General features: G+C 73.6%; 18 protein-coding genes and 1 pseudogene. 13 read left to right on the plus strand and 6 right to left on the minus strand.

The window, feature by feature from the left end; genetic code table 11:
* Nucleotides 1-11 precede the first annotated feature (11 nt).
* Nucleotides 12-1061: a cysteine synthase A gene (locus C4T42_RS16865; RefSeq protein WP_103985480.1), complete on the plus strand. Its 1050-nt coding sequence runs from the start codon at nucleotides 12-14 to the stop codon at nucleotides 1059-1061.
* Between the two features lie 121 nt (nucleotides 1062-1182).
* The gene (locus C4T42_RS16870; RefSeq protein ID WP_007563230.1) at nucleotides 1183-1338 is read left to right on the plus strand and encodes a hypothetical protein; all 156 of its coding nucleotides are present in this window, start codon (nucleotides 1183-1185) and stop codon (nucleotides 1336-1338) included.
* Between the two features lie 100 nt (nucleotides 1339-1438).
* On the opposite strand, the gene C4T42_RS16875 is transcribed toward C4T42_RS16870, so the two are convergent.
* Nucleotides 1439-2914, minus strand: a complete 1476-nt coding sequence (locus tag C4T42_RS16875; RefSeq protein WP_103985481.1) for a trypsin-like peptidase domain-containing protein — start codon at nucleotides 2912-2914, stop codon at nucleotides 1439-1441.
* Nucleotides 2915-3138: 224 nt separating this feature from the next.
* On the opposite strand from C4T42_RS16875, the gene C4T42_RS31980 reads away from it, so the two are divergent.
* Nucleotides 3139-3315: a hypothetical protein gene (locus C4T42_RS31980; protein WP_012318104.1), complete on the plus strand. Its 177-nt coding sequence runs from the start codon at nucleotides 3139-3141 to the stop codon at nucleotides 3313-3315.
* Nucleotides 3316-3348: 33 nt separating this feature from the next.
* Here the strand turns inward: C4T42_RS31980 and C4T42_RS16885 are convergent, their stop codons facing one another.
* Together C4T42_RS16885 and ccrA are read right to left on the minus strand one after the other, a co-directional pair.
* On the minus strand, nucleotides 3349-3648 hold the full coding sequence (locus C4T42_RS16885; RefSeq protein ID WP_091927268.1) for an alkylphosphonate utilization protein: 300 nt from the start codon (nucleotides 3646-3648) through the stop codon (nucleotides 3349-3351).
* A gap of 166 nt (nucleotides 3649-3814) precedes the next feature.
* On the minus strand, nucleotides 3815-5101 hold the full coding sequence (gene ccrA / locus C4T42_RS16890) for a crotonyl-CoA carboxylase/reductase (protein ID WP_042672037.1): 1287 nt from the start codon (nucleotides 5099-5101) through the stop codon (nucleotides 3815-3817).
* Nucleotides 5102-5713: 612 nt separating this feature from the next.
* On the opposite strand from ccrA, the gene C4T42_RS16895 reads away from it, so the two are divergent.
* The 4 genes from C4T42_RS16895 to C4T42_RS16910 all read left to right on the plus strand — a co-directional run bounded on the left by C4T42_RS16895 (nucleotide 5714) and on the right by C4T42_RS16910 (nucleotide 11581).
* On the plus strand, nucleotides 5714-7756 hold the full coding sequence (locus C4T42_RS16895) for a protein meaA (RefSeq protein WP_091979820.1): 2043 nt from the start codon (nucleotides 5714-5716) through the stop codon (nucleotides 7754-7756).
* A 110-nt stretch (nucleotides 7757-7866) separates the two neighbouring features.
* Nucleotides 7867-9552, plus strand: coding sequence for a methyl-accepting chemotaxis protein (locus C4T42_RS16900; protein WP_103985482.1), 1686 nt, complete (start codon nucleotides 7867-7869; stop codon nucleotides 9550-9552).
* Between the two features lie 42 nt (nucleotides 9553-9594).
* The gene (locus C4T42_RS16905; RefSeq protein WP_103985483.1) at nucleotides 9595-10644 is read left to right on the plus strand and encodes a glycosyltransferase family 4 protein; all 1050 of its coding nucleotides are present in this window, start codon (nucleotides 9595-9597) and stop codon (nucleotides 10642-10644) included.
* 16 nt (nucleotides 10645-10660) lie between these two features.
* Nucleotides 10661-11581, plus strand: a complete 921-nt coding sequence (locus C4T42_RS16910) for an NAD-dependent epimerase/dehydratase family protein (RefSeq protein ID WP_103985484.1) — start codon at nucleotides 10661-10663, stop codon at nucleotides 11579-11581.
* Nucleotides 11582-11607: 26 nt separating this feature from the next.
* On the opposite strand, the gene C4T42_RS16915 is transcribed toward C4T42_RS16910, so the two are convergent.
* Nucleotides 11608-12531: a class I fructose-bisphosphate aldolase gene (locus C4T42_RS16915; RefSeq protein ID WP_103985485.1), complete on the minus strand. Its 924-nt coding sequence runs from the start codon at nucleotides 12529-12531 to the stop codon at nucleotides 11608-11610.
* Nucleotides 12532-12745: 214 nt separating this feature from the next.
* Here C4T42_RS16915 and C4T42_RS16920 point away from each other — a divergent pair, with 214 nt between their 5' ends.
* On the plus strand, nucleotides 12746-13270 hold the full coding sequence (locus C4T42_RS16920) for a histidine phosphatase family protein (RefSeq protein WP_103985486.1): 525 nt from the start codon (nucleotides 12746-12748) through the stop codon (nucleotides 13268-13270).
* A gap of 4 nt (nucleotides 13271-13274) precedes the next feature.
* Here C4T42_RS16920 and C4T42_RS16925 read toward each other — a convergent pair whose 3' ends face one another.
* A complete protein-coding gene (locus C4T42_RS16925; protein WP_056523499.1) occupies nucleotides 13275-14309 on the minus strand; it encodes an alpha/beta hydrolase in 1035 nt (344 codons plus the stop codon).
* Between the two features lie 217 nt (nucleotides 14310-14526).
* Here C4T42_RS16925 and C4T42_RS16930 point away from each other — a divergent pair, with 217 nt between their 5' ends.
* Complete coding sequence (locus C4T42_RS16930) at nucleotides 14527-15009, plus strand: Hsp20 family protein (RefSeq protein ID WP_042673074.1); 483 nt, start codon at nucleotides 14527-14529, stop codon at nucleotides 15007-15009.
* A 161-nt stretch (nucleotides 15010-15170) separates the two neighbouring features.
* On the plus strand, nucleotides 15171-16169 hold the full coding sequence (locus C4T42_RS16935) for a GNAT family N-acyltransferase (protein ID WP_103985542.1): 999 nt from the start codon (nucleotides 15171-15173) through the stop codon (nucleotides 16167-16169).
* A gap of 145 nt (nucleotides 16170-16314) precedes the next feature.
* Here C4T42_RS16935 and C4T42_RS16940 read toward each other — a convergent pair whose 3' ends face one another.
* On the minus strand, nucleotides 16315-16764 hold the full coding sequence (locus C4T42_RS16940; protein WP_103985487.1) for an RNA polymerase subunit sigma-70: 450 nt from the start codon (nucleotides 16762-16764) through the stop codon (nucleotides 16315-16317).
* Nucleotides 16765-16969: 205 nt separating this feature from the next.
* Between C4T42_RS16940 and C4T42_RS16945 the strand changes: the two are divergent.
* The 3 genes and pseudogenes from C4T42_RS16945 to C4T42_RS16955 all read left to right on the plus strand — a co-directional run bounded on the left by C4T42_RS16945 (nucleotide 16970) and on the right by C4T42_RS16955 (nucleotide 23157).
* Nucleotides 16970-17390: pseudogene (locus tag C4T42_RS16945) on the plus strand (Kdo hydroxylase family protein).
* Between the two features lie 16 nt (nucleotides 17391-17406).
* The gene (locus C4T42_RS16950; RefSeq protein WP_042673072.1) at nucleotides 17407-17706 is read left to right on the plus strand and encodes an antibiotic biosynthesis monooxygenase family protein; all 300 of its coding nucleotides are present in this window, start codon (nucleotides 17407-17409) and stop codon (nucleotides 17704-17706) included.
* 129 nt (nucleotides 17707-17835) lie between these two features.
* Nucleotides 17836-23157: an alpha-2-macroglobulin gene (locus C4T42_RS16955; protein ID WP_103985488.1), complete on the plus strand. Its 5322-nt coding sequence runs from the start codon at nucleotides 17836-17838 to the stop codon at nucleotides 23155-23157.
* Nucleotides 23158-23432: the final 275 nt, after the last annotated feature.

Consider the following 23432-nt stretch of genomic DNA (forward strand, 5'->3'; position numbering starts at 1 on the left):
GGCTCCCGACCATGACCGTACCGAGTCGCGAACCCGCCTCCGACGTCCTGGCCGCCATCGGCCGGACGCCGCTGATCCGCCTGCGCCGCGCCTCCGAGGAGACCGGCTGCACCATCTACGGCAAGGCGGAGTTCCTGAATCCCGGCCTGTCGGTGAAGGACCGGGCGGCGCTCTCGATCGTGCGGGACGCGGAGACGCGGGGCCTGATCCGCCCGGGCGGCACGATCGTCGAGGGCACCGCCGGCAACACCGGCATCGGCCTCGCCCTGGTGGCCTCGGTGCGCGGCTACCGGACGCTGATCGTCATCCCGGTCACCCAGTCCGAGGAGAAGAAGCAGACCCTGCGGCTCGCGGGCGCCCGGCTGGTGGAAGTGCCGGCGGTGCCCTTCGCCAACCCGAACAACTACGTCCACGTGGCCCGGCGGCTCGCGGAGAAGCTCGCCGCCACCGAGCCGGCGGGCGCCTTCTTCGCCGACCAGTTCGACAACGTCGCCAACCGGCGGGCCCATGTCGACGGCACCGGCCCGGAGATCTGGGCGCAGACCGGCGGCCGGGTCGACGGCTTCGTCTGCGCGGCCGGCACCGGCGGCACGCTAGCCGGCACCGCCGAGGCCCTGCGCGCCCGCAACCCGCAGGTGCGGATCGCGCTGTCGGATCCGGAGGGCTCGGCCCTCTACGCCCACTACACGACCGGCACCCTGAAGGCCGAGGGCTCCTCGATCACCGAGGGGATCGGCCAGGGGCGGATCACCCGGAACCTCGAGGGCTTCACCCCCGACCGCGCCTTCCGGATCCCGGACCGCGAGGCTCTCGACATCGTCTTCGGGCTGATGCGGGAGGAGGGGCTGTCGCTGGGCGGCTCGTCGGGCATCAACGTCGCCGGGGCGATCCGGCTGGCCCGGGACCTCGGGCCCGGTCACACGATCGTGACGATTCTCTGCGACGGGGCGGCCCGCTACGCCTCGAAGCTGTTCAACCCGGCCTTCCTCACCGAGCGCGGCCTGCCGATTCCAGGCTGGCTCGACGCGCCCGCGGAGCCTCTGCCGGACTGGCACGCCTGAGGCCGGGGTCTCATCCGGAATTTTCCTCACAAAAGCGTGGCTTGGCGTTGAACGGAACGGAATGTCGCAGCGTTTGAACGGTCACGCTCGCACCAGCGCGACCGTCCGGAGAACGCGACCGATGTCCCTCGTCACCATCCTGCTCATCATCCTGATCATCCTGGCCTTCGGCGGCGGCGGCTTCCTCGGCGGCGGCGCGTATCGCGGCCCCGGCTTCGGCCTGGGCGGCATCCTGCTCATCGTGCTGATCGTGCTCCTGGTCACCGGGCGGCTCTGAGCGGCGGCCCGTCGCCTGGGCAGACGACTCGTCCGCCCAGGCTCCTGAACGCCGGCGGATCCCGCGCGAGCGACAGGGGATCCGCCGCGCGACCCGCATCTCAGCGGCAGGTGATCCCCACCACGGCGGGCGCGACCGCGCCGGGCCCGCCACCCGGGTGCGGCGCCGCCGCGGCGATGCCCTGGGCGGCGAGGAAGGCGGAGATCGCCCGCGCCGGCACGACCGGCAGGCGTGCCGGCGGCACCACCCCGGCGACCCGGCGCGGCGCCGCGGGATAGCGGGCGACGAGCCCGACGAGGGCCCCCGACCGGTCCAGCACCGGCGCGCCGCCGGAACCCGGCTGAAGCGCCGCGATCACGTCGCCGCCCCGCGCCTCTCCGGGAGCGGCCTGGACCCCGTCCGCACCCGGCGCCAGGGTGATCACGCTCTCCTCGGCACCGACGGGCTCGGACCGGAGCGCGGGCCGGAGCGGGGCGAGGGCGCCGGGCACATCGAGGAGGGCGAGGCCGGCGGGATCGGTGGCGAGCACCCGCGCCGATACCGGGCCGATCCTGGGCTGGGCGCAGCCCTCCAGCACGGCGACGGCGGTCAGCACGCGTCCCGGTGCCACCGCGAGACCCGCGCCCGAGGCCGGCGCGGGGGAGAGGCTCGCCGGCCTCAGCGGCGCGGCCTGCGGCTGGGGCGCCGGGTGGGCGGCGACGCGGGCCGCCGGTGCCGGACCCGGGCTCGAGGGTAGCTGCGCGGCCGGCGCCGCGGCGGGATCGGGAAACGGCACGAAGGCGTTCGCCACGGCGATCACGAGCCGGTCGACCTCCGGCGCCAGGGCGCGATCGTAGCCGAGCAGGAACCCCCGCACGCCCTCCGGTCCGGACGCGTAGCGGATGTAGGACAGTCCCGGCCCGGTCTCGGCGGTGACCACCACGGTGTCCGGCCGCCGCAGCTTGTAGGTCACCTTACGGCCGGGGAGCGGCGCGGTCGCCTTCTCGAACAGCGCGTCGAGGCTCTCGGCCCCCGGCGGGAAGGCGCGGGATTCCAGGGTGACGCGGCCGTCCTGGCTCTGCCAGCGGGTTCCGGAGGGCAGGGCGGTCCGTTTCGCCAGGAGTCTCTCGGGCACGCCCATCACGGCGCCGGTCCCGGGATCGACCGCGACGCGGAAGCGCGCCGCGTTCCGCGCCGCCGCGCCGGCGGCCAGCAGCGCCGCCCGGCCGCGCGGATCGAGGGGGTCGGCCCCGCCGGTCCGGGCGCCGTAGGCGGTGAGCGCCTCGAAGGTCCGGCGCCCGAAGGCCCCCGACACGACGGCGTTGAAATCGCCGGTCCAGACCAGGGCGTCCTGGACGGCCTTTCGGTCGGCCTCCGGCAGGGCCTCGAAGCCCGCCCGCATCGCCTCGAAGACGGGGTCGGCCGGCGCGCCGGCCGCCGGCGCGGGTCTGGGGGCGGCCCGGGCGGGCGCCGGCCGGTCCTGGGCCCCGACAGGCCCGGTGCCGAGGGCGATCAGGATCGCGAGGGCCGTCGCGCGCCGGGCGCGGCCGCGAAGGGTATCCGGGTTCCGACACCGCGACGCGTCACCCGAATCCATGCCCGCCCCCGACCCTCTCTGCACCGCGTCGTCCCGATCCTGGCAGAGGCCGCCGCGACAGGCCAGATCAATCCGGTGCCGGGCCGGTGTCGGCCCGGTCCCGGCAGCCGTGCGTCCGGCGCCGCGATGCGCTACAGGGCGGATGTCCGGCCCTGGGCGGCGGCCGGATCCCGGATCGGTCGTCCGGCCACGCGATGCCGCCACGGTTCGACGCGGAGCCCGGCATGAGCGACACGAACAACACCTTCAAGAAGGCGCCCAAGCGCAAGGCCGCCAAGGGCAAGAGCATCAGCGTCTCGCCGGAGATGCGGCAGGCCTACGCCGACCTGATCCAGGAGCGCGCCGAGAAGCAGGAGGCCTACGGCCGCCACCTGCCGCAGGACGAGACGCGGCGGCGGTAGCGCGGCCGGGAGAAGCGCCGCCCCGCATCGGCCTCAGCGCTTGCGCACGAACTCGGTGCGCAGCACGAGGCCCTTGATGGTGTCGTGGCGGCAGTCGATCTCCTCCGGATCGTCCGTGAGCCGGATCGACCGGATGACCGTACCCTGCTTCAGGGTCTGGTTCGCGCCCTTGACCTTGAGGTCCTTGATCAGCGTGACCGAATCGCCGTCGGCCAGGACGTTGCCGGCCGCGTCGCGGACGGCTCTCGTCTCGGCGGGTGCGGCCGCGGACCCGGGCGGGAGCCACTCGCCCGTCGCCTCGTCGTAGACGTAAGCCTCGTCGTCGCCGCTCAAAACCGTGCCCCCTGTCCGGATCGGGGCCGGGTCCTGTGAGGATCGCGTGGGCCCGTCATCAGCGCCCCGGCACACCGAATCGGTCGCCGAGTCGGCGCGGGACGCCGCGAGCCTAGCCGATCGGGCCGGCCCCGCGCGAGAGCGGGAACCGGCCCGACGGAGCGCCTTACCGCTTCAGCGGACCGGCCTCGATCACGTCCTCGACCGTGCGCAGGCCGGCGCGCGGGGAGTTGACGAGGCAGGCCATGTTGCCCGGCGGGTGCTGGTTCTTCCACATCTTGGTGTGGGCCTGGGGGATCTTGTCCCAGGGGAAGACCTCGCTCATGCACGGGTCGATCCGCCGGTCGAGCACGAACTGGTTCGCCGACGAGGCCTGCTTGAGGTGGGCGAAGTGCGAGCCCTGGATGCGCTTCTGCCGCATCCAGACGTAGCGGGCGTCGAAGGTGATGTTGAAGCCGGTCGTGCCGGCGCAGAACACCACCATGCCGCCGCGCTTCACCACCAGCGCCGAGACCGGGAAGGTCGCCTCGCCCGGATGCTCGAACACGATGTCGACGTCCTGCTTGCCGGTGATGTCCCAGATCGCCTTGCCGAACTTGCGCGCCTCCTTGGTCCAGGCGTGGAACTCGGGGCTGTTGACCTTGGGGAGCTGGCCCCAGCAGTCGAAGTCCTTGCGGTTGATGACGCCCTTGGCGCCGAGGCTCATCACGTAGTCGCGCTTCGACTCGTCCGAGATCACCGCGATGGCGTTGGCGCCCGAGGCCGCGCAGAGCTGCACGCCGAACACGCCGAGGCCGCCGGAGGCACCCCAGATCAGCACGTTCTGGCCCGGCTTCACCGTGTGCGGGGCGTGGCCGAACAGCATGCGGTAGGCGGTGGCGAGCGTCAGCGTGTAGCAGGCGGCCTCCTCCCAGGTGAGGTGCTTCGGCCGGACCATGAGCTGGCGGGACTGCACCCGGCAGAACTGCGCGAACGAGCCGTCGCCGGTCTCGTAGCCCCAGATCCGCTGCGAGGGCGAGAACATCGGGTCGCCGCCGTTGCACTCCTCGTCGTCGCCGTCGTCGCGGTTGCAGTGGACGATGACCTCGTCGCCGACCTTCCAGCGCTTCACCTTGGAGCCGACCTTCCAGACGATGCCGGAGGCGTCGGAGCCCGCGATGTGGTACTCGCCCTTGTGGACGTCGAAGGGCGAGATCGGCTCGCCGAGGCCGGCCCAGACGCCGTTGTAGTTGACGCCCGCCGCCATGACGTAGACCAGCACCTCGTCGTCGCCGATCTCCCAGACCGGCAGCACCTCGAGCTGGTGGGACTGTTCCGGGGGTCCGTGCCGCTCGCGCCGGATCGCCCAGGCATACATCTTGGCCGGCACATGACCCAGCGGCGGGATCTCACCCATCTCGTAGAGGTCCTTGACCTCCCCGCCCGTCGGACTGATCGCAGCGCTCGCCGCCATCTCGCTCTCCTCTCGTCCCGCGTGTTTCTCACGGCCGCGGTTCTCCATCGCGCTATACCGGCGATGCCGGAGGCGTCCAAGTGGGCCGAAAGTCGAAAGCCGACGGTTTCCGACATGAAAAAAGCGCGAGCACAGGGCGCGCGACCACGTATTCAAAATCGGCTTTCCGGCAGACCAAGTATTATTCGGCGCCGGCCTCGGTCGCCCCGGCCCCGAGACCTTGCCCGACTCCACCGCCGCGCGCCCGAGCTGCCCCGGGCCGTCCGGCGAGCACATGCACCTCTAAGTCATTGGTTCGACTTGCTCTCTCGCGCCTGAACAACGGCAAGTCCCGCGAAGAACAGTTCAGGTGGACATTATACCAGCACTGATAAAGCGGATCGGGACCGTCGCGCGGCACCGTCCGGACCGCGGGTGCGGGCGGCGCGCGGGCGGCGGCGCGCCGCGGCGCCTTCAAATCCCGCTGTTCCGGCGGGCAAGTTTTTTCATGAGCCGCGGATGCCCGCGCGGGCGTCTTGCACTTCCGTCCCGGATGACGCGTGCTCAAGCCTTCGCTACGGTGACCGCAAGGCCGCGCCCCGCGCGGATACAAAGATCACACGGAGGCGAGGAATGGGCGCGAGCGTCGCCGAGACCAGGAGCGACAAGTCGAGCCGCGACAAGCCCTGGATCATCCGCACCTACGCGGGGCACTCGACCGCGGCGGAGTCCAACAAGCTCTATCGGGGCAACCTCGCCAAGGGCCAGACCGGCCTGTCGGTTGCCTTCGACCTGCCGACCCAGACCGGCTACGACCCCGACCACGAGCTGTCCCGCGGCGAGGTCGGCAAGGTCGGCGTCTCGATCGCGCATCTCGGCGACATGCGGACCCTGTTCCAGGACATCCCGCTCGCCCAGATGAACACCTCGATGACGATCAACGCCACGGCCCCGTGGCTGCTGGCGCTCTACCTCGCGGTGGCCGAGGAGCAGGGCGCGCCGATCGCCGCCCTCCAGGGCACGACCCAGAACGACATCATCAAGGAGTACCTGTCGCGCGGCACCTACGTGTTCCCGCCCGCGCCGTCCCTCCGGCTCACCAAGGACGTGATCCTGTTCACGACCAAGAACGTGCCGAAGTGGAACCCGATGAACGTCTGCTCCTACCACCTGCAGGAGGCGGGGGCGACGCCGGTCCAGGAGCTCTCCTACGCGCTCGCCATCGCCATCGCGGTGCTCGACACCGTGCGCGAGGACCCCGAGTTCGACGCCGAGAGCTTCTCCGACGTCTTCGGCCGGATCTCGTTCTTCGTGAACGCGGGCCTGCGGTTCGTCACCGAGATCTGCAAGATGCGGGCGTTCTCGGAGCTCTGGGACGAGATCGCCCGCGAGCGCTACGGCATCGACGACCCGAAGAAGCGCATCTTCCGGTACGGCGTGCAGGTGAACTCCCTGGGACTCACCGAGCAGCAGCCCGAGAACAACGTCCACCGCATCCTGATCGAGATGCTGGCGGTGACGCTGTCCAAGCGCGCCCGCGCCCGCGCGGTGCAGCTCCCGGCCTGGAACGAGGCGCTCGGCCTGCCGCGGCCCTGGGACCAGCAATGGTCCATGCGCATGCAGCAGATCCTGGCCTTCGAGACCGACCTCCTCGAGTACGACGACATCTTCGACGGCAGCCACGTGATCGAGGCCAAGGTCGAGGAGCTGAAGGCGCAGACCCGCGCCGAGCTGGAGCGGATCGGCGGCATCGGCGGCGCGGTCGCGGCGGTGGAAACCGGGGCGCTCAAGCGCGCGCTGGTGGAGTCGAACGCGCGCCGGATCTCGGCGATCGAGGCCGGCGATCAGATCGTGGTCGGCGTCAACAAGTGGCAGCAGGGCGAGCCGTCGCCGCTCACGGCCGGGGAGGGGGCGATCTTCTCCGTCTCCGAGACCGTCGAGATGGAGGCGCAGAGCCGGATCCGCGAGTGGCGCGGCCGCCGCGACGAGAACGCCGTGGGCCAAGCCCTCGACGCCCTGGAGCAGGCGGCGCGCTCCGGCGCCAACATCATGCCGCCCTCGATCGAGGCCGCCAGGGCCGGCGTCACGACCGGCGAGTGGGGCGCGCGCCTGCGCGCGGTGTTCGGCGAGTACCGGGCGCCCACCGGCGTCACCGTGGAGACCGTCTCCAGCGGCGCGGCCGAGGAGGCCAAGCTCCTGATCGCCGATCTCGGCGAGCGGCTGGGCGAGACGCCGAAGCTCGTGGTCGGCAAGCCCGGCCTCGACGGCCACTCCAACGGCGCCGAGCAGATCGCGCTCCGCGCCCGCGACGTCGGCTTCGACGTCACCTACGACGGCATCCGGCAGACGCCGGCCGAGATCGTCGCGAAGGCCAAGGAGACCGGCGCCCACGTGGTCGGCCTGTCGATCCTGTCCGGCTCCCACGTGCCGCTGGTGCGGGAGGTCCGCGCCAAGATGCGCGAGGCCGGGCTCGACCACATCCCGGTGGTGGTCGGCGGCATCATCTCCCCGGAGGACGAGCTGGTCCTCAAGAACATGGGCGTGCGCGCCGTCTACACGCCGAAGGACTACGCCATCGACCAGATCATGGTCGGGCTCGCCAAGGTCGTGGAGAAGGGTCTGGATCGACGGGACGGCCCGGCGGATCCGCCGCGCGCCGAGGCCCAGGTCTACTAGCGGACCGAGACTGCCTGGACCGCGCGCGGTCCGGGCAGGACCAAACAACCTTAATATTTCTCAGACAAGCATAGGCCCCGGTCCCACGTGCGGGACCGGGGACGAATCCTATGCGCGCCGGTATCTCCATCGCGGCCAAGCTCGGCCTGTGTCTCGCGGCCCTGGTGCTGCTGATCGCCGCGACGAGCGGCCTCTCGCTGGCCGAGCTCGGCCGCATCGAGTCCGCCGCCGCGCAGCTGCGCGACACGCGCATCCCGGCCACCGACGCCCTCGGCCGGATCGGCATCAACTTCATGCGGCAGCGGGTCAACGCCGTCCGCCTGATCACCGCCGACACGCCCGCGCTGCGCGCCGAGGTCGCCGACCAGATCGCCAAGCGTGACGCGCTGCTCGCGGCCCAGTACGCCCGGTACGAGGCCCTGCCGCTGACCCAGCCCGAGCGCGAGGCCTACGCGGTGTTCCGCCAGCACGTGGCCACCTACGCCGAGCAGCAGCGGGAGGCGGTGGCCAAGGCCGAGGCGGGCGACGTCGCCGGCGGCCAGCGGATCTACAACACGGTGATGTCGGATAGCATCCGCGCCATCATGGCCGACTGGGAGAAGCTCGTCGCCCTGAACGGCGACGGCTCGCAGGCGAGCGGCACGCTGATCGCGCAGACCTACGACGCCGCCAAGCGGAACGTGCTGGCGCTCGCCGGCCTCGCCCTGCTGGTGGCCCTCGGGGCCTTCGTGCTGGTGACCCGCGGCGTCAGCGGGCCGCTCCGCAAGATCGCCGCCGTCACGCAGCGCCTCGCGGCGGGCGACGCCGAGGTGGCGATCTCCGGGCAGGAGCGCCGCGACGAGATCGGGGCGCTGGCGGGTTCCGTGGTGGTGTTCCGCGACAACCTCGTCCGCGCGCGCGCCCTGGAGGCCGAGACGGCGCTGGCCCGCGCCGATGCCGAGACGCAGCGCCGGGCCGCGACCCGGGCCATGGCCGACGCCTTCGAGCAGGCGGTGGGCGGCATCGTCGGCGGCGTGTCGGCGGCGGCCACCGAGCTGGAGGCCACCGCCCGGTCCCTGACCGGCAGCGCGGCCGAGGCGGCCGGGCAGTCCGGCACCGTCGCGGGCGCGGCGAGCGACGCCGCCGCCAACGTCAACACCGTCGCGGCCGCCGCCGAGGAGCTCGGCTCCTCGGTGCAGGAGATCGGCCGGCAGGTCAGCAGCTCGGCGGAACTCGCGCGGGTCGCCGTCGCCGAGGCGACCAACACGGTGGCGCTGGTCCAGGACCTGAGCGGCGCGGCCGCGAAGGTCGGCGACGTGGTGGCGCTGATCTCCGGGATCGCCGCCCAGACCAACCTGCTGGCGCTCAACGCCACGATCGAGGCCGCGCGCGCCGGCACCGCGGGCCGCGGCTTCGCGGTGGTGGCCTCGGAGGTCAAGGCGCTCGCCGAGCAGACCGCCCGGGCCACCGAGGAGATCACCGGCCAGATCGGCCGGATCCAGTCCTCCACCGGGCAGGCGGCGTCGGCGATCGACGGGATCGGCCGGCGCATCCGCGAGATCGACGGCGTGGCCTCCAGCATCGCGGCCGCCGTGGAGCAGCAGGGCGCGGCCACCCAGGAGATCGTCCGCAACGTCGCCGAGGCGGCCGCCGGCACCGGCGCGGTCACCGGTACCATCGCGAGCCTCGCCCAGTCCGCCGAGGAGACCGGCGCCGCCGCCGCACAGGTGCTCGGGGCCGCGAGCGAGATGTCGCGCCAGTCCGAGCATCTCGGGGCCGAGGTCGCGCGCTTCCTCGCCACGGTGCGGGCGGCGTAGCCCCCCCTCACAGTCGGGCGGCGGATCGCGTAGGACGGCGCCATGCCGCCCGACGCGCCGCCCGCCCTGATCGCCATCCTGCTCCTGGCGGTGCCCCTCGCCGCCGCGCTCTCGGCGGGCCTGATCCTGCGCCTGCGCCCGCTGCTGCAGCGCTACGCCCTGGCCCGGCCGAACGCCCGCTCCAGCCACACCGTGCCGACCCCGCAGGGGGGCGGGATCGCCGTGGTGACGGCACTGGTCACGATCTCGGGCCTGCTGATCGCGGCGCCGGAGATCGGCGGCCGGCCGGACTGGATCTGGCTTGCCGGCGGCGCCCTGGCCCTGGCGGTCCTCGGTGCCGTGGACGACGTCCGGCCGCTGCCGGCCGCCCTGCGGCTCGCCGTGCAGGCCGTCGTGGTCGGCCTGCTGGTCTGGCACCTGGACGGGCGCCTGCTGCCGGGCCTGCCGCTCTGGCTGGAGCGCGGCCTCGCGCTGCTGGCCGGCCTGTGGTTCGTCAATTTGACGAACTTCATGGACGGGCTCGACTGGATGACGGTCGCGGAGATCGTCCCGGTGGCGGGCGCGCTCCTGCTCATCGGCCTCGCCGGGCACCTGCCGCCGCTGCCGACCCTGGTGGCGGCGAGCCTGCTGGGCGCGGTGCTGGGCTTCGCGCCGTTCAACCGGCCGGTCGCGCGGCTTTTCCTCGGCGATGTCGGCTCGCTGCCGGTCGGGCTCGTCACCGCGTGGCTGCTGTGCCAGCTCGCCCTGGCGGGCGGGCTCGCCGCCGCCCTGCTGCTGCCGCTCGTCTACCTCGCCGATGCCAGCCTGACCCTCGCCGCGCGGGCGGCGCGGGGCGAGCGGGTCTGGGAGGCCCATCGCGGGCACTACTACCAGCGGGCCACCGTCAACGGGCTGACCGTGCCCGGCGTGGTCGGACGGGTGTTCGCGGCCAATCTCGCCCTGGCGGCGCTCGCCGCCGCGACCTTGTTTTGGCCGTCCTGGCCGGTCACGCTCGCCGCATCGGCCGCCGGGCTCGCCCTGGTCGCCGCCCTGCTCCGCCGCTTCGCCCGCGCCCCGGCGCCGGCCCCAGCCGAAGGTGCCGCCCAGCCGTGACAGAGGCCGCCCAGCCGTGACCGGACTCATCGCGCTCACCGGGGCGACCGGGTTCATCGGCCGCCACCTGCTCGCCGACCTCACCGCGCGCGGCTACCGGGTCCGCGTGCTGCTGCGCCGGCCCACGACCGTGCCGGAGGGCGCGGCGAGCGCGGTCGTCGGCGACCTGACCCGCCCGATCAACATGGCCGCGGCCCTCAGCGGCGTCGACGCGGTGGTGCACTCGGCCGGCCTCGCCCATGCCATGTCGGGGGCACCGGAGGACGACTACCGCACGCTCAACACCGAGGCGACGCGCCGGCTGGCGGAGGCCGCGGCGCGCGCGAAGGTGCGTCGCTTCGTGTTCCTGTCGTCGATCCGCGCGCAGGTCGGGGCGAGCGCGCCGGGCGTGGTCGGGGAGGGCGATCCGCCCCGGCCCACCGACGCCTACGGCCGCTCCAAGCTCGAGGCCGAGGCGGCGCTCGCCGAGACCGGCCTGGACTGGGTCGCGCTGCGCCCGGTCCTCGTCTACGGGGCCGGCGTGAAGGGCAACATGGCCGCGCTCCTGCGGCTGGCGCGCAGCCCCTACCCGCTGCCGCTGGGCGGCCTCGCGGCGCGGCGCTCGCTGATCGCGCTGGAGAGCCTGTCGGGCGCCGTGGACGCGGTGCTGGCGGCGCCCGGCCCCCTGAACCGCGCCCTCGTGGCGGCCGACCCGGACCCGCTCAGCCTGCCCGAGATGATCACGTCCCTGCGCCGGGGCCTCGGCCGCGGCCCGGGCCTCGTCCCGGTCCCGGCCGGGCTCCTCCGGCTGGCCTGCCGGCTGACCGGCCGGGACGCGCAGTTCGCCCGCGTCGCCGAGGGTCTCGTCGCCCGCGCCGACGGCCTCGCGTCCCTCGGCTGGCGGCCGGCCGGGCCGACTCCCGAGGGGCTGGCCCGCCTGGCCCGCGACGGCGGCTGAGGCGGCGGCTGAGGCGGCGGCCGCGCTCAGCGGCCCGCGTAGATGTCGGTGATCTTGCCGAGCAGCGACAGGGCGTCCGCCTTCGAGCGCTGGAACGCGTTGCGGCCCACGATCGAGCCGAATCCGCCGCCCGCGTGGATGGCCCGGATCTCGTCGAGGAAGCTGGCCTCCTCGGCCTGGGCGCCGCCGGAGAAGATCACGATCCGCCGGCCGTTGAACGCGCACTGCACCACGTGGCGGACGCGCTCGGCCGCCGTGCCGATCGGGATGCCGGTCGATTCGTAGACCTTCTTCGCCGCCGGCTGCTCGATATGGGCCGAGGGCAGCTTCACCTTGATGATGTGGGCGCCGAGCTGCGCGGCGATCTGGGCCGCGTAGCCGATCACGTCGATGGCGGTCTCGCCCTCCTTCGACAGGGCCGAGCCGCGGGCGTAGGACCAGATCACCACGGCGAGGCCGACGCTCTTGGCCTCCTCGGCGATCTCGCGGATCTGCCCGTACATGGCGTTGCGGTGGGCGGAGCCCGGGTAGATCGTGAAGCCGATGGCGCAGGCGCCGAGCCGCAGGGCGTCGGCCACCGAACCGGTTATCGCCTGCTCGGGATCCTCCTCGTCGGCCAGGAGGTCGTGGTCGTTGAGCTTCAGGATCAGCGGGATGCGCCCAGCATAGTCGCGCGCGCTCGCCTCCAGGAAGCCGAGCGGCGCCGCGTAGGCGTTGCATCCCGCCGCCAGGGCCAGCTCGAAATGGTAGTGCGGGTCGTAGGCCGGCGGGTTCGGACCGAAGCTGCGGGCGGGCCCGTGCTCGAAGCCCTGGTCGACGGGCAGGATCAGCATCTTGCCGGTGCCGCCGAGCTTGCCGTGCTCCAGCATCCGGGCGAGGTTGGTGAGGGTCCCGGGGCTGTCGGCCCCGTACCACGACAGGATCTCGGTGACGCGGGCGGATCGGTCCATCGGGCAGCCTCCTGGCCAGAGACCGTCGCGCCGCGGATCGGGCCGCGGGCCGTGCTGCGGACGGCTCCCGGTCGGAACGGTGCGGGCAAAGCCGCGGTTCCCGCACGCGGCGCTTTCGGCTAACCGGGCCGGAGCGGGCGCCGCCCGGTCCGGCCGCGCGCGCCCGAACCGGCAGCTCCGAGACCGGCCCACGAGACGCGTCAGAGGTTCGCTCATGCGCAGGCTGATCCTGCTGCGGCACGCCAAATCCGACCGTCCGCCGGGCGTGGCGGACCACGAGCGCCCGCTCAACGCGCGCGGGAAACGGGCCGCCCCGGCGGTGGGCGCCCACCTCGCGCGCGAAGGCCTGTGCCCCGACCTCGCCCTGGTCTCCACCGCCACGCGGACCCGCGAGACGTGGGCCGCGATGGAGGCGGCCCTCGGCAGCCCCGAGACGCGCTGGCATTCCGAGATCTACGAGGCGCCGGCGGACCGGATCCTCGGTGTGATCCGGCAGGCGCCCGACACGGCCGCCACGCTGATCGTCGTCGGCCACAATCCGGGCCTCGGCGACCTCGCCGCGGTCCTCGCAGGGTCGGGGCCGCGGGCGGCCCGGGACCGGCTGGCCCTGGAATTCCCGACCGCGGCCTTCGTGGTGATCGACTTCGACGGCGACCGCTGGGCGGAGATCGCGCCGGGCCGCGGGCACCTCGACCGGTACGTGCGCCCGCGGGACATCGACCCGGATCTCGGCGGCTGACGCCTCAGGCGACCGGCACCGCGACGGCGTGCGCCTCGACCTCCGCGTGGGTCGGCAGGGGCGAGCCCGGCACGAAGGCCTCGAAGGCCGCCCAGAAATCCTGCCGGATCGCGTCGCGCTCGGTCAGGATCTCGTGCCGCGAATCCGGCAGGACCAGGATATGGCCGGCCTTCAGCCGGGCGGCGAAGCGCTCGGTCTCCGCCGTGCCGCAGACCGGGTCGGCGCCCGCCGCGACGATCAGGGTCGGCAGCCCGATCCGCGGCGCCGCCCGCGGGTCGCGCAGCCGCGCCATCGCGCGGAACGCCTCCGCGAGCCACGCGATCGTCGGGTCGCCGACCGCGCCGGCGCCGACCTGCCGCGCCGCCGCGGCGTTGCGGGCGTAGCGGATGGGATCGCGCGACAGGCGGTTGCCGGCGTACGGGTTGGTGGCGATCGAGACCGGCTTGCCGAACGGGATGTAGCGGCTCCCGAGGCCGAGCCGCTGCAGGCCCCGCGACAGGATCGCGGCGCCGGCCGGCCAGCGGACCATCCGGATCGACAGCATCGGCGCCAGGGTCACCAGCCGCCGGAACGGCAGCGCGCCGTCGAGGGCCGCGAGGAGGGCGACGCATCCGCCCATGGAGTGCGCGAGGCCGACATGGGGCTCGGGCATCAGCGGCACCAGGATCGTCTCGGCCACCGCCCGCAGGTCGAGCCGGTAATCGTCGAACCGGGCGACGTGGCCCTTGTGGGGATCGTCGACCCGCCGGTCCGATTCGCCCTGGCCGCGCCAGTCGAAGGCCACGACCGCGAAGCCCCGGGCGCGCAGCTCGTGGATCGTCTCGTAGTACTTCTCGATGAACTCGGCCCGGCCCTGGAGCAGGCAGACCGTGCCCCGGCAGGTGCGCGCCGTGGTCTGCCAGTAGGCCGCCCGCAGGGTGCAGTCGTCGCGCGTGCCGACGGCGATCAGCGTGCCGCCCGGCGGGACCGGGTTGTCGGGGGTGCTGCGCAGGGTCAGGAGCGGCGGCTCGCGCCCGGTGTCACCGTCGAAGCGTCTCACTGGCCTCACCTCAGCGCCTCCGCGCATCGTCCGATGCACGCCCGGATGCACTCTGCGACCGTAGCGAAAAAATCTCGTTTCCGACCCTCGCCGGGGGTCTTGAAGCGCGATTTTCCCCCTCCGATATCTCGTCTGTGCCGGCCGTCAGGCGGCACGAGAGACGGGTCCGGCCCATCGGGCGGACCGGAATTGCATGTTGCTCAGACGAGGATATGTCATGCGTCAGTTCGATCTCGCTCCCCTGTACCGCTCCACCGTCGGCTTCGACCGCCTGTTCTCCGCCCTCGACCAGTTCGCGAGCGCCGAGGCGGCTCCGACCTACCCGCCCTACAACATCGAGCGGACCGGCGAGAACGCCTACCGCATCACCGTCGCGGTCGCCGGGTTCACCGAGTCCGACCTGTCGATCGAGGTGCGGGAGAACGCGCTCACGCTGAAGGGCGAGCGCAAGGCCGAGGGCAGGGCGGAGTTCCTTCACCAGGGCATCGCGGCCCGCGCCTTCGAGCGGCGGTTCCAGCTCGCCGACCACGTCCAGGTGACGGGTGCGGCGCTCGAGAACGGCCTCCTCCACATCGACCTCGTCCGCGAGGTTCCGGAGGCGAAGAAGCCCCGTCGCATCGAGATCGCCTCGGCGGCGCGCCCCAGCGCCCCGGTGATCGAGGGCGACGTCCGCAAGGACGCGGTCCAGCAGGCCGCCTGATCTCGCCGCGCGCGGGAACCGTCAGGTCCATATCAGGTCTTTGGAGCGCCCCGGCCCCGGCCGGGGCGCTTTCTCGTGGCGGCTGTCATAATGGCGTGTGGCCGTCGTGCTCTCTGTCGGATTCGACGGTGCACGGACGCGCACCCGGAGTGAACCCGACGATGGTCGCCAATCTCGCCCGCGGAGCCTACAGCGCGCTCGGAGCCGGCTGGCACAGGGGCGTGCAGTGGGGCGTCGGCGCGCCGATCGCCAAGCTGCGCCGCCGGTCGGTCCCGCTGCCGGGCGTCGAGGGCGTGGGCGGAATCGACGACGTGCTCTCGACCGAGCGGCCGATCCGCCTGCCCGAGCCGTTCGAGGGCCGCAGCCTCGGCCGCATCGGCAGCCTCGAGGTCCGGCTGGCGACGCGGAAATCGGAGATCCGGCGGGCCCAGCGGCTGCGCTACAAGGTCTTCTACGAGGAGATGTCGGCGGTGCCCTCCGGGCTCGCCGCCCTGTCCCGGCGCGACGTCGACGGCTACGACGCGGTCTGCGACCACCTGCTCGTCCTCGACCACGCGGCGCCGCGGCGGAAGAAGCCCTTCGTCGAGCCGCGCCCGAAGGTCGTCGGCACCTACCGGCTGCTGCGCGGCGAGGTCGCCGAGCGGCATACCGGCTTCTACTCGGAGAGCGAGTACGACCTCGCGCCGCTGCTCGCCGCGCAGGGGCACCGGCGGCTCCTGGAGCTCGGCCGCTCCTGCGTGCTCAAGCCCTACCGGAGCAAGCGGACCGTCGAGCTGCTGTGGCAGGGGATCTACGCCTACGTCCTGCACCACCGGATCGACGCGCTGATCGGCTGCGCGAGCCTGGAGGGCACCGATCCGGACCGGCTGGCCCTCCCGCTCGCCTTCCTGCACCACCATGCCCGCGCGCCGGAGGGCTGGCGGGCCCGGGCGCTGCCGGAGCGGGCGGTGGCGATGGACCGGATGCCGCGCGAGGCGGTGGACGCCAAGGCCGCCCTGCAGGCGCTGCCGCCCCTGATCAAGGGCTACCTGCGCCTCGGCGCCACCTTCGGCGACGGCGCGGTGATCGACCGCCAGTTCGGAACGACGGACGTGTTCGTCGCGCTGCCGGTCGAGGTGATCGGGGCGCGCTACCGGGGCCATTTCGCGCCAGCCGGGTGAGAGTCGATCCGGGAACCCCGAGGGTTCGCGCGACGGCGTCCTTGCGAGCGCAGCGAAGCAATCCAGGATCGCCACGCTTCGCAGGGTCGCGCTATCGCCCTGGGTTGCTTCGCAACGCTCGCAAGGGCGAGGGCGCTGCAGCCCCTCAGAGATCTCCCAGCGCCAGCTGACCCTGGTTGCGCGCCTTCGGCGGCGCGGCCTTGCGCTCCTTGGCCCGTCCGGAGGCGGGTCGGGCGGCGGCCGGCTTCCTGGGCTTCGGGTCGCCGCGCATCCGGGCCACCGCCTTGTCGCGGGCCACGGCCTCCGGGGCGTTCGGGTCGTCGGACAGCCACTTGCCGCGCTTGATCACCTCGTTCACGCGGCCCTGGTTGACCCCGACCTTGAAGGCGATCTCCTGCTGGGTCATGCCGGTCGTGGCGTGCAGGTCCAGGATCGCCCGGGCGAGTTCCGGGGTCATCTTCTGTCCGGTCAGCCGCCGGGCGGGCTTGACCGTGCGGGTCGCGCGGTCGCGCTCGCGCAGGCGCTCCAGCAGCGCCAGCGCCATGTTCATGCCGTGCTCGCGCAGGGCTTCCTCGAATTCCTTCAGGGTCGCCATCGGCGCCATCCTCCGCCGCGCTCTTGAGCCGGTACTGGCCGGGGAACGTGCCGGGAACGAAGCGGTTGCGCAAGCCGATCCGGCGGGTGCCCTCCGCCGTGCCGGTGGATGACACCCGCCGTCCACCGGAAATGCGCGGCCCTGGCCTCCCCCCGGCGGCTCCGCTAGAGGGGGCCGGACCGTGACGGCCGCCGGCGCGCAGACGATGATCAGCCCGATCCGCAGAATTGTCCCCGGCGAGGCGTCCGGCTCCCTGGCGCGGGAGCTGGAGGCCGGGGCGGTGCTGCTGTTCCCCGATCTGCCCCTGCCGTTCAGCGCGTTCGAGCGCCGGTTCACCGAGCGGCCATTCGCGGACGGCAGCGCCAAGAACGTCCGCATCCGCGGCGAGGCCGCCGAGCTGCGCGGCGCGGCCGGCACGCCGGAGGTGCAGGAGTCCCTGCGCCGGCTGCTGATCCGCTACCGTGCCTTCACCCGGGACCCTCTCGGACCTCGTGATGCACGGCGCCATGGGTGGCCGCTACATGCTGGAGCAGACCGCCTACCTGCCGGTCGCCGCCCAGGCCGACCCCACCTTAAGCCCGCAGCGCAACCTGGCGGCCAAGCTCGGCCGCGCCCTTCGCACCTGAGACAGGAACCGCACCGATGATCCTCGAAATCGCGCAGATCGAGATCAAGCCCGGCCTGGAGGCCGAGTTCGAGAAGGGCATCGCCGAGGCCTCGGCGATCTTCAAGCAGGCCAAGGGCTGCCGGCACTTCGAGGTCCGGCGCTCGATCGAGCACCCGCAGCGCTACCGGCTGCTGATCCATTGGGACACGCTGGAGGCCCACACCAAGGACTTCACCGGCTCGCAGCCCTGGCAGGATTACCGCGCCCTGGTCTCCCACTGCTTCGCCGGCCCGGTCGCCGTCGAGCACGCCGAGCAGGTGCTGAAGGCGTTCTGAGCCTCGGCGCGAGGCCGGGCAGGCCCCCTGGCGACCCGGAGCGTTGCGAGCCTGACCGCCGGTGCTAGGCTCCCGCGCGACGGGACCCGGGGCGAATCATCGGGGTTGCGGCAGGTGGGGAACAGGCTGATGGCGCGGCTCGGACGGCTCGCGGGTGCCCTGGCGCTCCTCGGAGGGATCGCCAGCAATCCGGCCCTCGCCCAGACCCCGCTCGCTCAGACCTCGCCGGCTCAGTCCCCACCTGCGGCCCGCACCGCGCCCCGCCCGGCGACGGCCGTCGCCGCGCCGTTCGCCAGGACCTTCGTCCGGACCGACCTCGCCAGCGCGGCGGTCCGCCTGGAGACCGCGCTGAAGGCGGAAGCGGGGGGCCCGCTGCGGCCCGCCGGCCAGTCTCGCGCGGCCGGGCTGGCCCTGCTCGCCGCCGACAAGCCCGACGAGGCGCTGGTGCCTTTGACCGCCGCGGTGGCGGCCGATCCGGCCGACGCGCGAAACTGGCAGGCCTATGCCCGGGGGGCCGCGGCGGCCCTGGGTGCCCTCGAGGACAACGACTACCAGGGCCGGTCGCGCCTGCGCGGGCGGGTGACGGCCGCCGCCTACCGCGCCTACGAGCGCGCCGGCACGGCGGCCGACGCCGCGGCCTCGCTGGCCGCGCTCGGCGCCGCCGAGGCCGAGCAGGAATCCTGGCGCCCGGCGCTCGACGCCTACGCGACGAGCCTCGCCCTGGCCGAGACCGGTTCGGTCCGGGAGACCTACGAGACCGTGCGGGCGCAGCACGGCTTCCGCATCCTCGACTACAAGGTCGATTCCGACGCGGCCGCCCCCCGGGCCTGCTTCACCTTCTCGGAGGCGATCCGCCCCAAGAGCGACTACGCCCCCTTCGTCGCCGTCTCGGGCAGCAGCGCGGCCGCCGTGACCGGGGAGGGCTCCCAGGTCTGCGTCGACGGGCTCAAGCACGGCGGCCGCTACGCCATCGTGGTGCGGCAGGGCCTGCCCTCCGCGGTCGGCGAGAGCCTGCTCAAGGCCGCCGATTACGAGATCTACGTCCGCGACCGCGCCCCGCAGGTGCGCTTCACCGGGCGCAACTACGTCCTGCCCCGGACCGGCCAGGCGGGCGTGCCCCTGGTCTCGGTGAACGCGCCCAAGCTCGACGTCGAGGTGCTGCGGATCGGCGACCGCGGCCTGCTGCCGACCCTGCGGTCGGAGGATTTCCTGGGCCAGCTCAGCGGGTCCACCGCCCGGACGATCGCGTCCGAGAAGGGCCAGCGCGTCTGGAAGGGCACCCTCGACACCGCCAAGGCCGAGCTGAACCAGGAGGCCGTCACCGCCTTCCCGGTCCTCCAGGCCGTGGGCAAGCTCGAGCCCGGCCTCTACGTGATGCTGGCCCGCCCCTCCGGCACGGCCGCCTCCGACGAGGAGTACGACACCCAGGCGACCCAGTGGTTCGTGGTCTCCGACGTGGGGCTCACCGCCACCAAGGGCCGGGACGGGGTCACCGTGGTCCTGCGCTCGCTCGCCTCCGCGCAGGTAATGCCGGGCGCCGAGATCCGGCTGGTCGCCCGCAACAACGAGGTGCTGGGCACCCGGACCACGGACGCGCAGGGCCACGTCGCCTTCGATCCCGGGCTCGCCCGCGGGGAGGGCGGCCTGGCGCCGAGCCTCGTGGTCGCGCAGGCGGGCGGCGATTACGGCTTCCTCGACCTCAACCTCGGCGCCTTCGACCTCACCGACCGCGGCGTGAAGGGACGGCCCGAGACCGGCGGCCTCGACGCCTACCTGTTCCCGGAGCGCGGGGTCTACCGCACGGGCGAGACCGTCCAGCTCACCGCCCTGCTGCGCGATCCCCGCGGGACCGCCGTGCCGGACCTGCCGCTGACCCTGGTGGTCAAGCGGCCGGACGGCGTCGAGTACCGGCGCGTCTCGGTGCCCGACCAGGGGCTCGGCGGTCGGGCCCTGCCGCTGCCGCTCCTGTCGGGGGCGATGCACGGCACGTGGCGGGTCTCCGCCTACACGGACCCGAAGGCGCCCGCGATCGGCGAGACCAGCTTCCTCGTGGAGGATTACGTCCCCGAGCGGCTGGAGGTGACACTCAAGGCCCGGCAGGCGGCCCTGAACCGGGGCGAGGCCGCCCAGGTCGACGTCGCCGCCCGCTACCTCTACGGCGCCCCGGGCGCCGATCTCGACGTGTCGGGCAGCGTGACCGTGCAGGCGGCGGCCACCAGCGGCATCAAGGGGCTGGAGAATTACGCCATCGGTCTCGACGACGAGGCCGTGGAGCCGACGACCCAGGAGTTGCAGGACCACGCCACCACGAACGCGCAGGGCGGCGCCACCGTCACGGTGCCGGTGCCCCAGGTCGCGGCGCCGCGGGCGCTGGAGGCGAAGATCACGCTGGCGGTCGGCGAGCCCGGAGGCCGGGCGCTGTCGCGCAGCCTGACCCTGCCGATCCTTCCGGCGAGCCCGGTCCTCGCCCTGCGCAAGGGCTTCACCGACCTGAAGGAGGGCGGGATCGCGGGCTTCGACGCGGTGTTCGCGCGCCCCGATGGCGCGCTCCTGGCCCGGCCGGGCGTGAGCTGGACCCTGTCGCGGATCGACCAGTCGTACCAGTGGTACCGGGCGGACGGGCGCTGGTCGTTCGAGGCGGTGAAGTCCGCGCGGCGCGTCGCCAGCGGCACCGTCGACCTCACGGCCGCCGGCCCGAGCCGGATCGAGGCGCCAGTGGGCCTCGGCCGCTACCGGCTCGAGGTCTCGGCCGCGGGCGCCCCGGAGGCGACCGCGAGCCTCGGCTTCGAGGTGGGCTGGGGCGGCTCCGAGACTGCGGAGGCGCCCGACCTGCTCGACCTGACCCTCGACAAGGCCGCCTACGCGGCCGGCGACACCCTGCGGGCCAAGCTCAGCCCGAAGTTCAAGGGGCAGGCCAGCCTGATGGTCGTCAGCGACCGCGTGCACCAGACCCTGGAGGTCAGCGTGCCGGAGGGCGGCACAACGGTCAGCATCCCGGTGAAGGCCGAGTGGGGCGCCGGCGCCTACTTGGTGGCCACCGCCTACCGGCCCCTCGACCAGGCGGCCAAGCGCCTGCCCGGCCGGGCGCTGGGTCTGGCGTGGTTCTCGGTCGACCGGGAGCGGCGCAGCCTCGGGGTCGCCCTGAAGGCGCCGGAGCGGGCGCGCCCGCGCCAGGACCTGACCCTGCCGGTCCAGCTCACCGGGCTGAAGGTCGGCGAGCCGGCGCGGATCACCGTGGCGCTGGTCGATGTCGGCATCCTCAACCTGACCCGCTACGCGGCGCCGGACCCGACCCAGTACTTCCTCGGCCAGCGGGCGCTCGGGCCGGAGGTCCGCGACCTCTACGGCTACCTGATCGACGGCATGCAGGGCTCGGCCGGGGCGATCCGCTCCGGCGGCGACGCGGGCGGCGGCGAACTCGCCGATTCCCCGCCGACCCAGGCGCCGCTGGCGCTCTATTCCGGCGTCGTGACCGTTGGGCCGGACGGCGCGGCCAGCGTCACCTTCCCGATCCCGGCCTTCAACGGCACCGGCCGCGTCATGGTCACCGCCTGGAGCGGCGACCGGGTCGGGCAGGCCCAGGCTGACGTGATCATCCGCGACCCGATCGTGCTCAGCGCCACGCTGCCGCGCTTCCTCGATACCGGCGACCGCTCGCGCCTTTTCGTGGCCCTGGACAACGTCGAGGGGCAGGCGGGCGAGTACACGGTCGACCTGAGCCCGACCGGCCCGGTCGTGGTCGGCGCCAGCGCGCTGCGCCAGACGCTGCGGCTGGAGGCAGGCGCCAAGGGCCAGTTCGCGATCCCGCTCACCGCCGCCGGACCCGGCACGGCCCGCCTCGACCTCGCCCTGTCGGGGCCGGGCCTCCCGGCCGCCCTGAACCAGAGCTTCGCCCTCGGGATCGCGCCGGGGACCGGCGCCCTGTTGCGCCGCTCGGTGCGCAGCCTCGCCCCCGGGGCGAACCTGACGCTGACCTCGGACCTCCTCGCCGACCTGCAGCCCGGCACCGGCAGCGTCTCGCTCTCGGCCACGGCTCTCCCGGGGGTCGACGTGGCGGCCCTGCTCCGGGCGCTCGACCGCTACCCCTACGGCTGCTCCGAGCAGGTGGTGAGCCGGGCGATGCCGCTGCTCTACGTCAACAAGCTCGCGGCCCTGGAGAAGCTCGCCCTCGACAACGGCGCCGACGAAAGGGTGCGCGAGTCGATCGAGCGCCTGCTCGCCCGCCAGGATTCGAGCGGCGATTTCGGCCTGTGGTCGGCACAGGGGTCGAGCGACCTCTGGCTCGACGCCTACGTGACCGACTTCCTCACCCGCGCCCGCGAGCGCGGCTTCGCGGTGCCGCAGAAGGCCTTCGCCCAGGCCCTCGACTACCTGCGCAACGCGGTGGCCAACGCCACCGAGGTGCGCAATGGCGGCGCCGACCTCGCCTACGCCGCCTACGTGCTCGCCCGGAACGGTCGGCCGGTGATGGGTGACCTGCGCTACCTCGCCGACACCAAGATCGGCGACTTCTCCTCCGCCCTCGGCCGCGCGCAGCTCGCCGCCGCCCTGGCGCTGCTCGGCGACCGCGGCCGGGCCGCCAAGACCATGGAATCGGCGCTCACGGTCCTGCGCGCCGAGCGCGACAAGGGTGTCTACCGCGCCGATTACGGCTCCCGCCTGCGCGACGGGGCCGGGCTGATCACGCTCGCCGCCGAGAGCGGGCTGGCGCAGGGGGCGCTGGCCCCCGCGGCGGCCGCGCTCGGCGAGGAGCAGCAATCCGAGCGCTCGACGAGCACGCAGGAGAATGCCTGGCTGGTGCTCGCCGCCGAGAGCCTGTCGAACGAGGCGGGCGCCCTCTCGTTCACCCTGGACGGCGCCCCGCAGACCGGCCTGCTGGCCCGGGTCTACCGGGAGGCGGCCCTGGCCGAAAGCGGCGTGCAGCTCACCAATACCGGCCGCGCGCCTGTGCAGGTGGCCGTGACCGTCAACGGCAGCCCCCTGGTGCCGGAGCCGGCGGCGCAGCAGGGCTACACGATCGAGCGCAGCTTCCGCCGCCTCGACGGCAGCGTCGTCGATCCGGCGAGCGGCCTGCGCCAGAACGACCGGCTGGTGGTGGTGCTCAAGGTCACGGAGGCCAAGGCGGAGGCGGCGCGGCTCCTGCTGGTCGACCCGCTGCCGGCGGGGCTGGAGATCGACAACCCGAAGCTCCTCGACGCCGACGCGCTCCAGGGGCTCGCCTTCGCCAAGGCCGACGTGCAGCCGGTCCACACCGAGTTCCGGGACGACCGCTTCGTGGCGGCCTACGACCGCGACCCGAGCCAGTCAGCCTTCTTCACCGTTGCTTACACGGTGCGGGCGGTCTCGCCGGGGACCTACGTCCACCCGGGCGCCACCGTGGAGGACATGTACCGGCCGGCGCGGTTCGGCCGGACCGCCTCGGGCAGCGTGACGGTCGGGGCGGCGAAGTAGGACGGCTTCCGTTCGAGCGCTCCGCTCGATTTGGCCCTCCCGTCATCGCGAGCGCAGCGAAGCGACCCAGCGCAGCGCGCCACCGGTGAGCGCGGCGCTACCCTGGATTGCTTCGCTCCGCTCGCAAGGACGGCGGTGCGGAGGCTGTCGTCCGGCCCCGACTAGGCCGCGGCGGCGCAACCCGCCGGGCCGGGCCGCTGCGTTGCGGCAGGCACATGGTGCATCGCGGAACCCCCGCGAGCGCCCACCCATTCCCACAGGTCCCGTTCGGAACC

Source organism: Methylobacterium sp. 190mf, assembly GCF_900107945.1.
Taxonomy (GTDB): domain Bacteria; phylum Pseudomonadota; class Alphaproteobacteria; order Rhizobiales; family Beijerinckiaceae; genus Methylobacterium.

Excerpts from the sequence above, each read along its gene's own strand:
- C4T42_RS16865 (WP_103985480.1), top strand. The coding sequence starts at position 12 with ATGACCGTACCGAGTCGCGAACCCGCCTCCGACGTCCTGGCCGCCATC.
- C4T42_RS16870 (WP_007563230.1), top strand. The coding sequence starts at position 1,183 with ATGTCCCTCGTCACCATCCTGCTCATCATCCTGATCATCCTGGCCTTC.
- C4T42_RS16875 (WP_103985481.1), bottom strand. The coding sequence starts at position 2,914 with ATGGATTCGGGTGACGCGTCGCGGTGTCGGAACCCGGATACCCTTCGC.
- C4T42_RS31980 (WP_012318104.1), top strand. The coding sequence starts at position 3,139 with ATGAGCGACACGAACAACACCTTCAAGAAGGCGCCCAAGCGCAAGGCC.
- ccrA (WP_042672037.1), bottom strand. The coding sequence starts at position 5,101 with ATGGCGGCGAGCGCTGCGATCAGTCCGACGGGCGGGGAGGTCAAGGAC.
- C4T42_RS16895 (WP_091979820.1), top strand. The coding sequence starts at position 5,714 with ATGGGCGCGAGCGTCGCCGAGACCAGGAGCGACAAGTCGAGCCGCGAC.
- C4T42_RS16900 (WP_103985482.1), top strand. The coding sequence starts at position 7,867 with ATGCGCGCCGGTATCTCCATCGCGGCCAAGCTCGGCCTGTGTCTCGCG.
- C4T42_RS16905 (WP_103985483.1), top strand. The coding sequence starts at position 9,595 with ATGCCGCCCGACGCGCCGCCCGCCCTGATCGCCATCCTGCTCCTGGCG.
- C4T42_RS16915 (WP_103985485.1), bottom strand. The coding sequence starts at position 12,531 with ATGGACCGATCCGCCCGCGTCACCGAGATCCTGTCGTGGTACGGGGCC.
- C4T42_RS16920 (WP_103985486.1), top strand. The coding sequence starts at position 12,746 with ATGCGCAGGCTGATCCTGCTGCGGCACGCCAAATCCGACCGTCCGCCG.
- C4T42_RS16930 (WP_042673074.1), top strand. The coding sequence starts at position 14,527 with ATGCGTCAGTTCGATCTCGCTCCCCTGTACCGCTCCACCGTCGGCTTC.
- C4T42_RS16935 (WP_103985542.1), top strand. The coding sequence starts at position 15,171 with ATGGTCGCCAATCTCGCCCGCGGAGCCTACAGCGCGCTCGGAGCCGGC.
- C4T42_RS16940 (WP_103985487.1), bottom strand. The coding sequence starts at position 16,764 with ATGGCGACCCTGAAGGAATTCGAGGAAGCCCTGCGCGAGCACGGCATG.
- C4T42_RS16950 (WP_042673072.1), top strand. The coding sequence starts at position 17,407 with ATGATCCTCGAAATCGCGCAGATCGAGATCAAGCCCGGCCTGGAGGCC.
- C4T42_RS16955 (WP_103985488.1), top strand. The coding sequence starts at position 17,836 with ATGGCGCGGCTCGGACGGCTCGCGGGTGCCCTGGCGCTCCTCGGAGGG.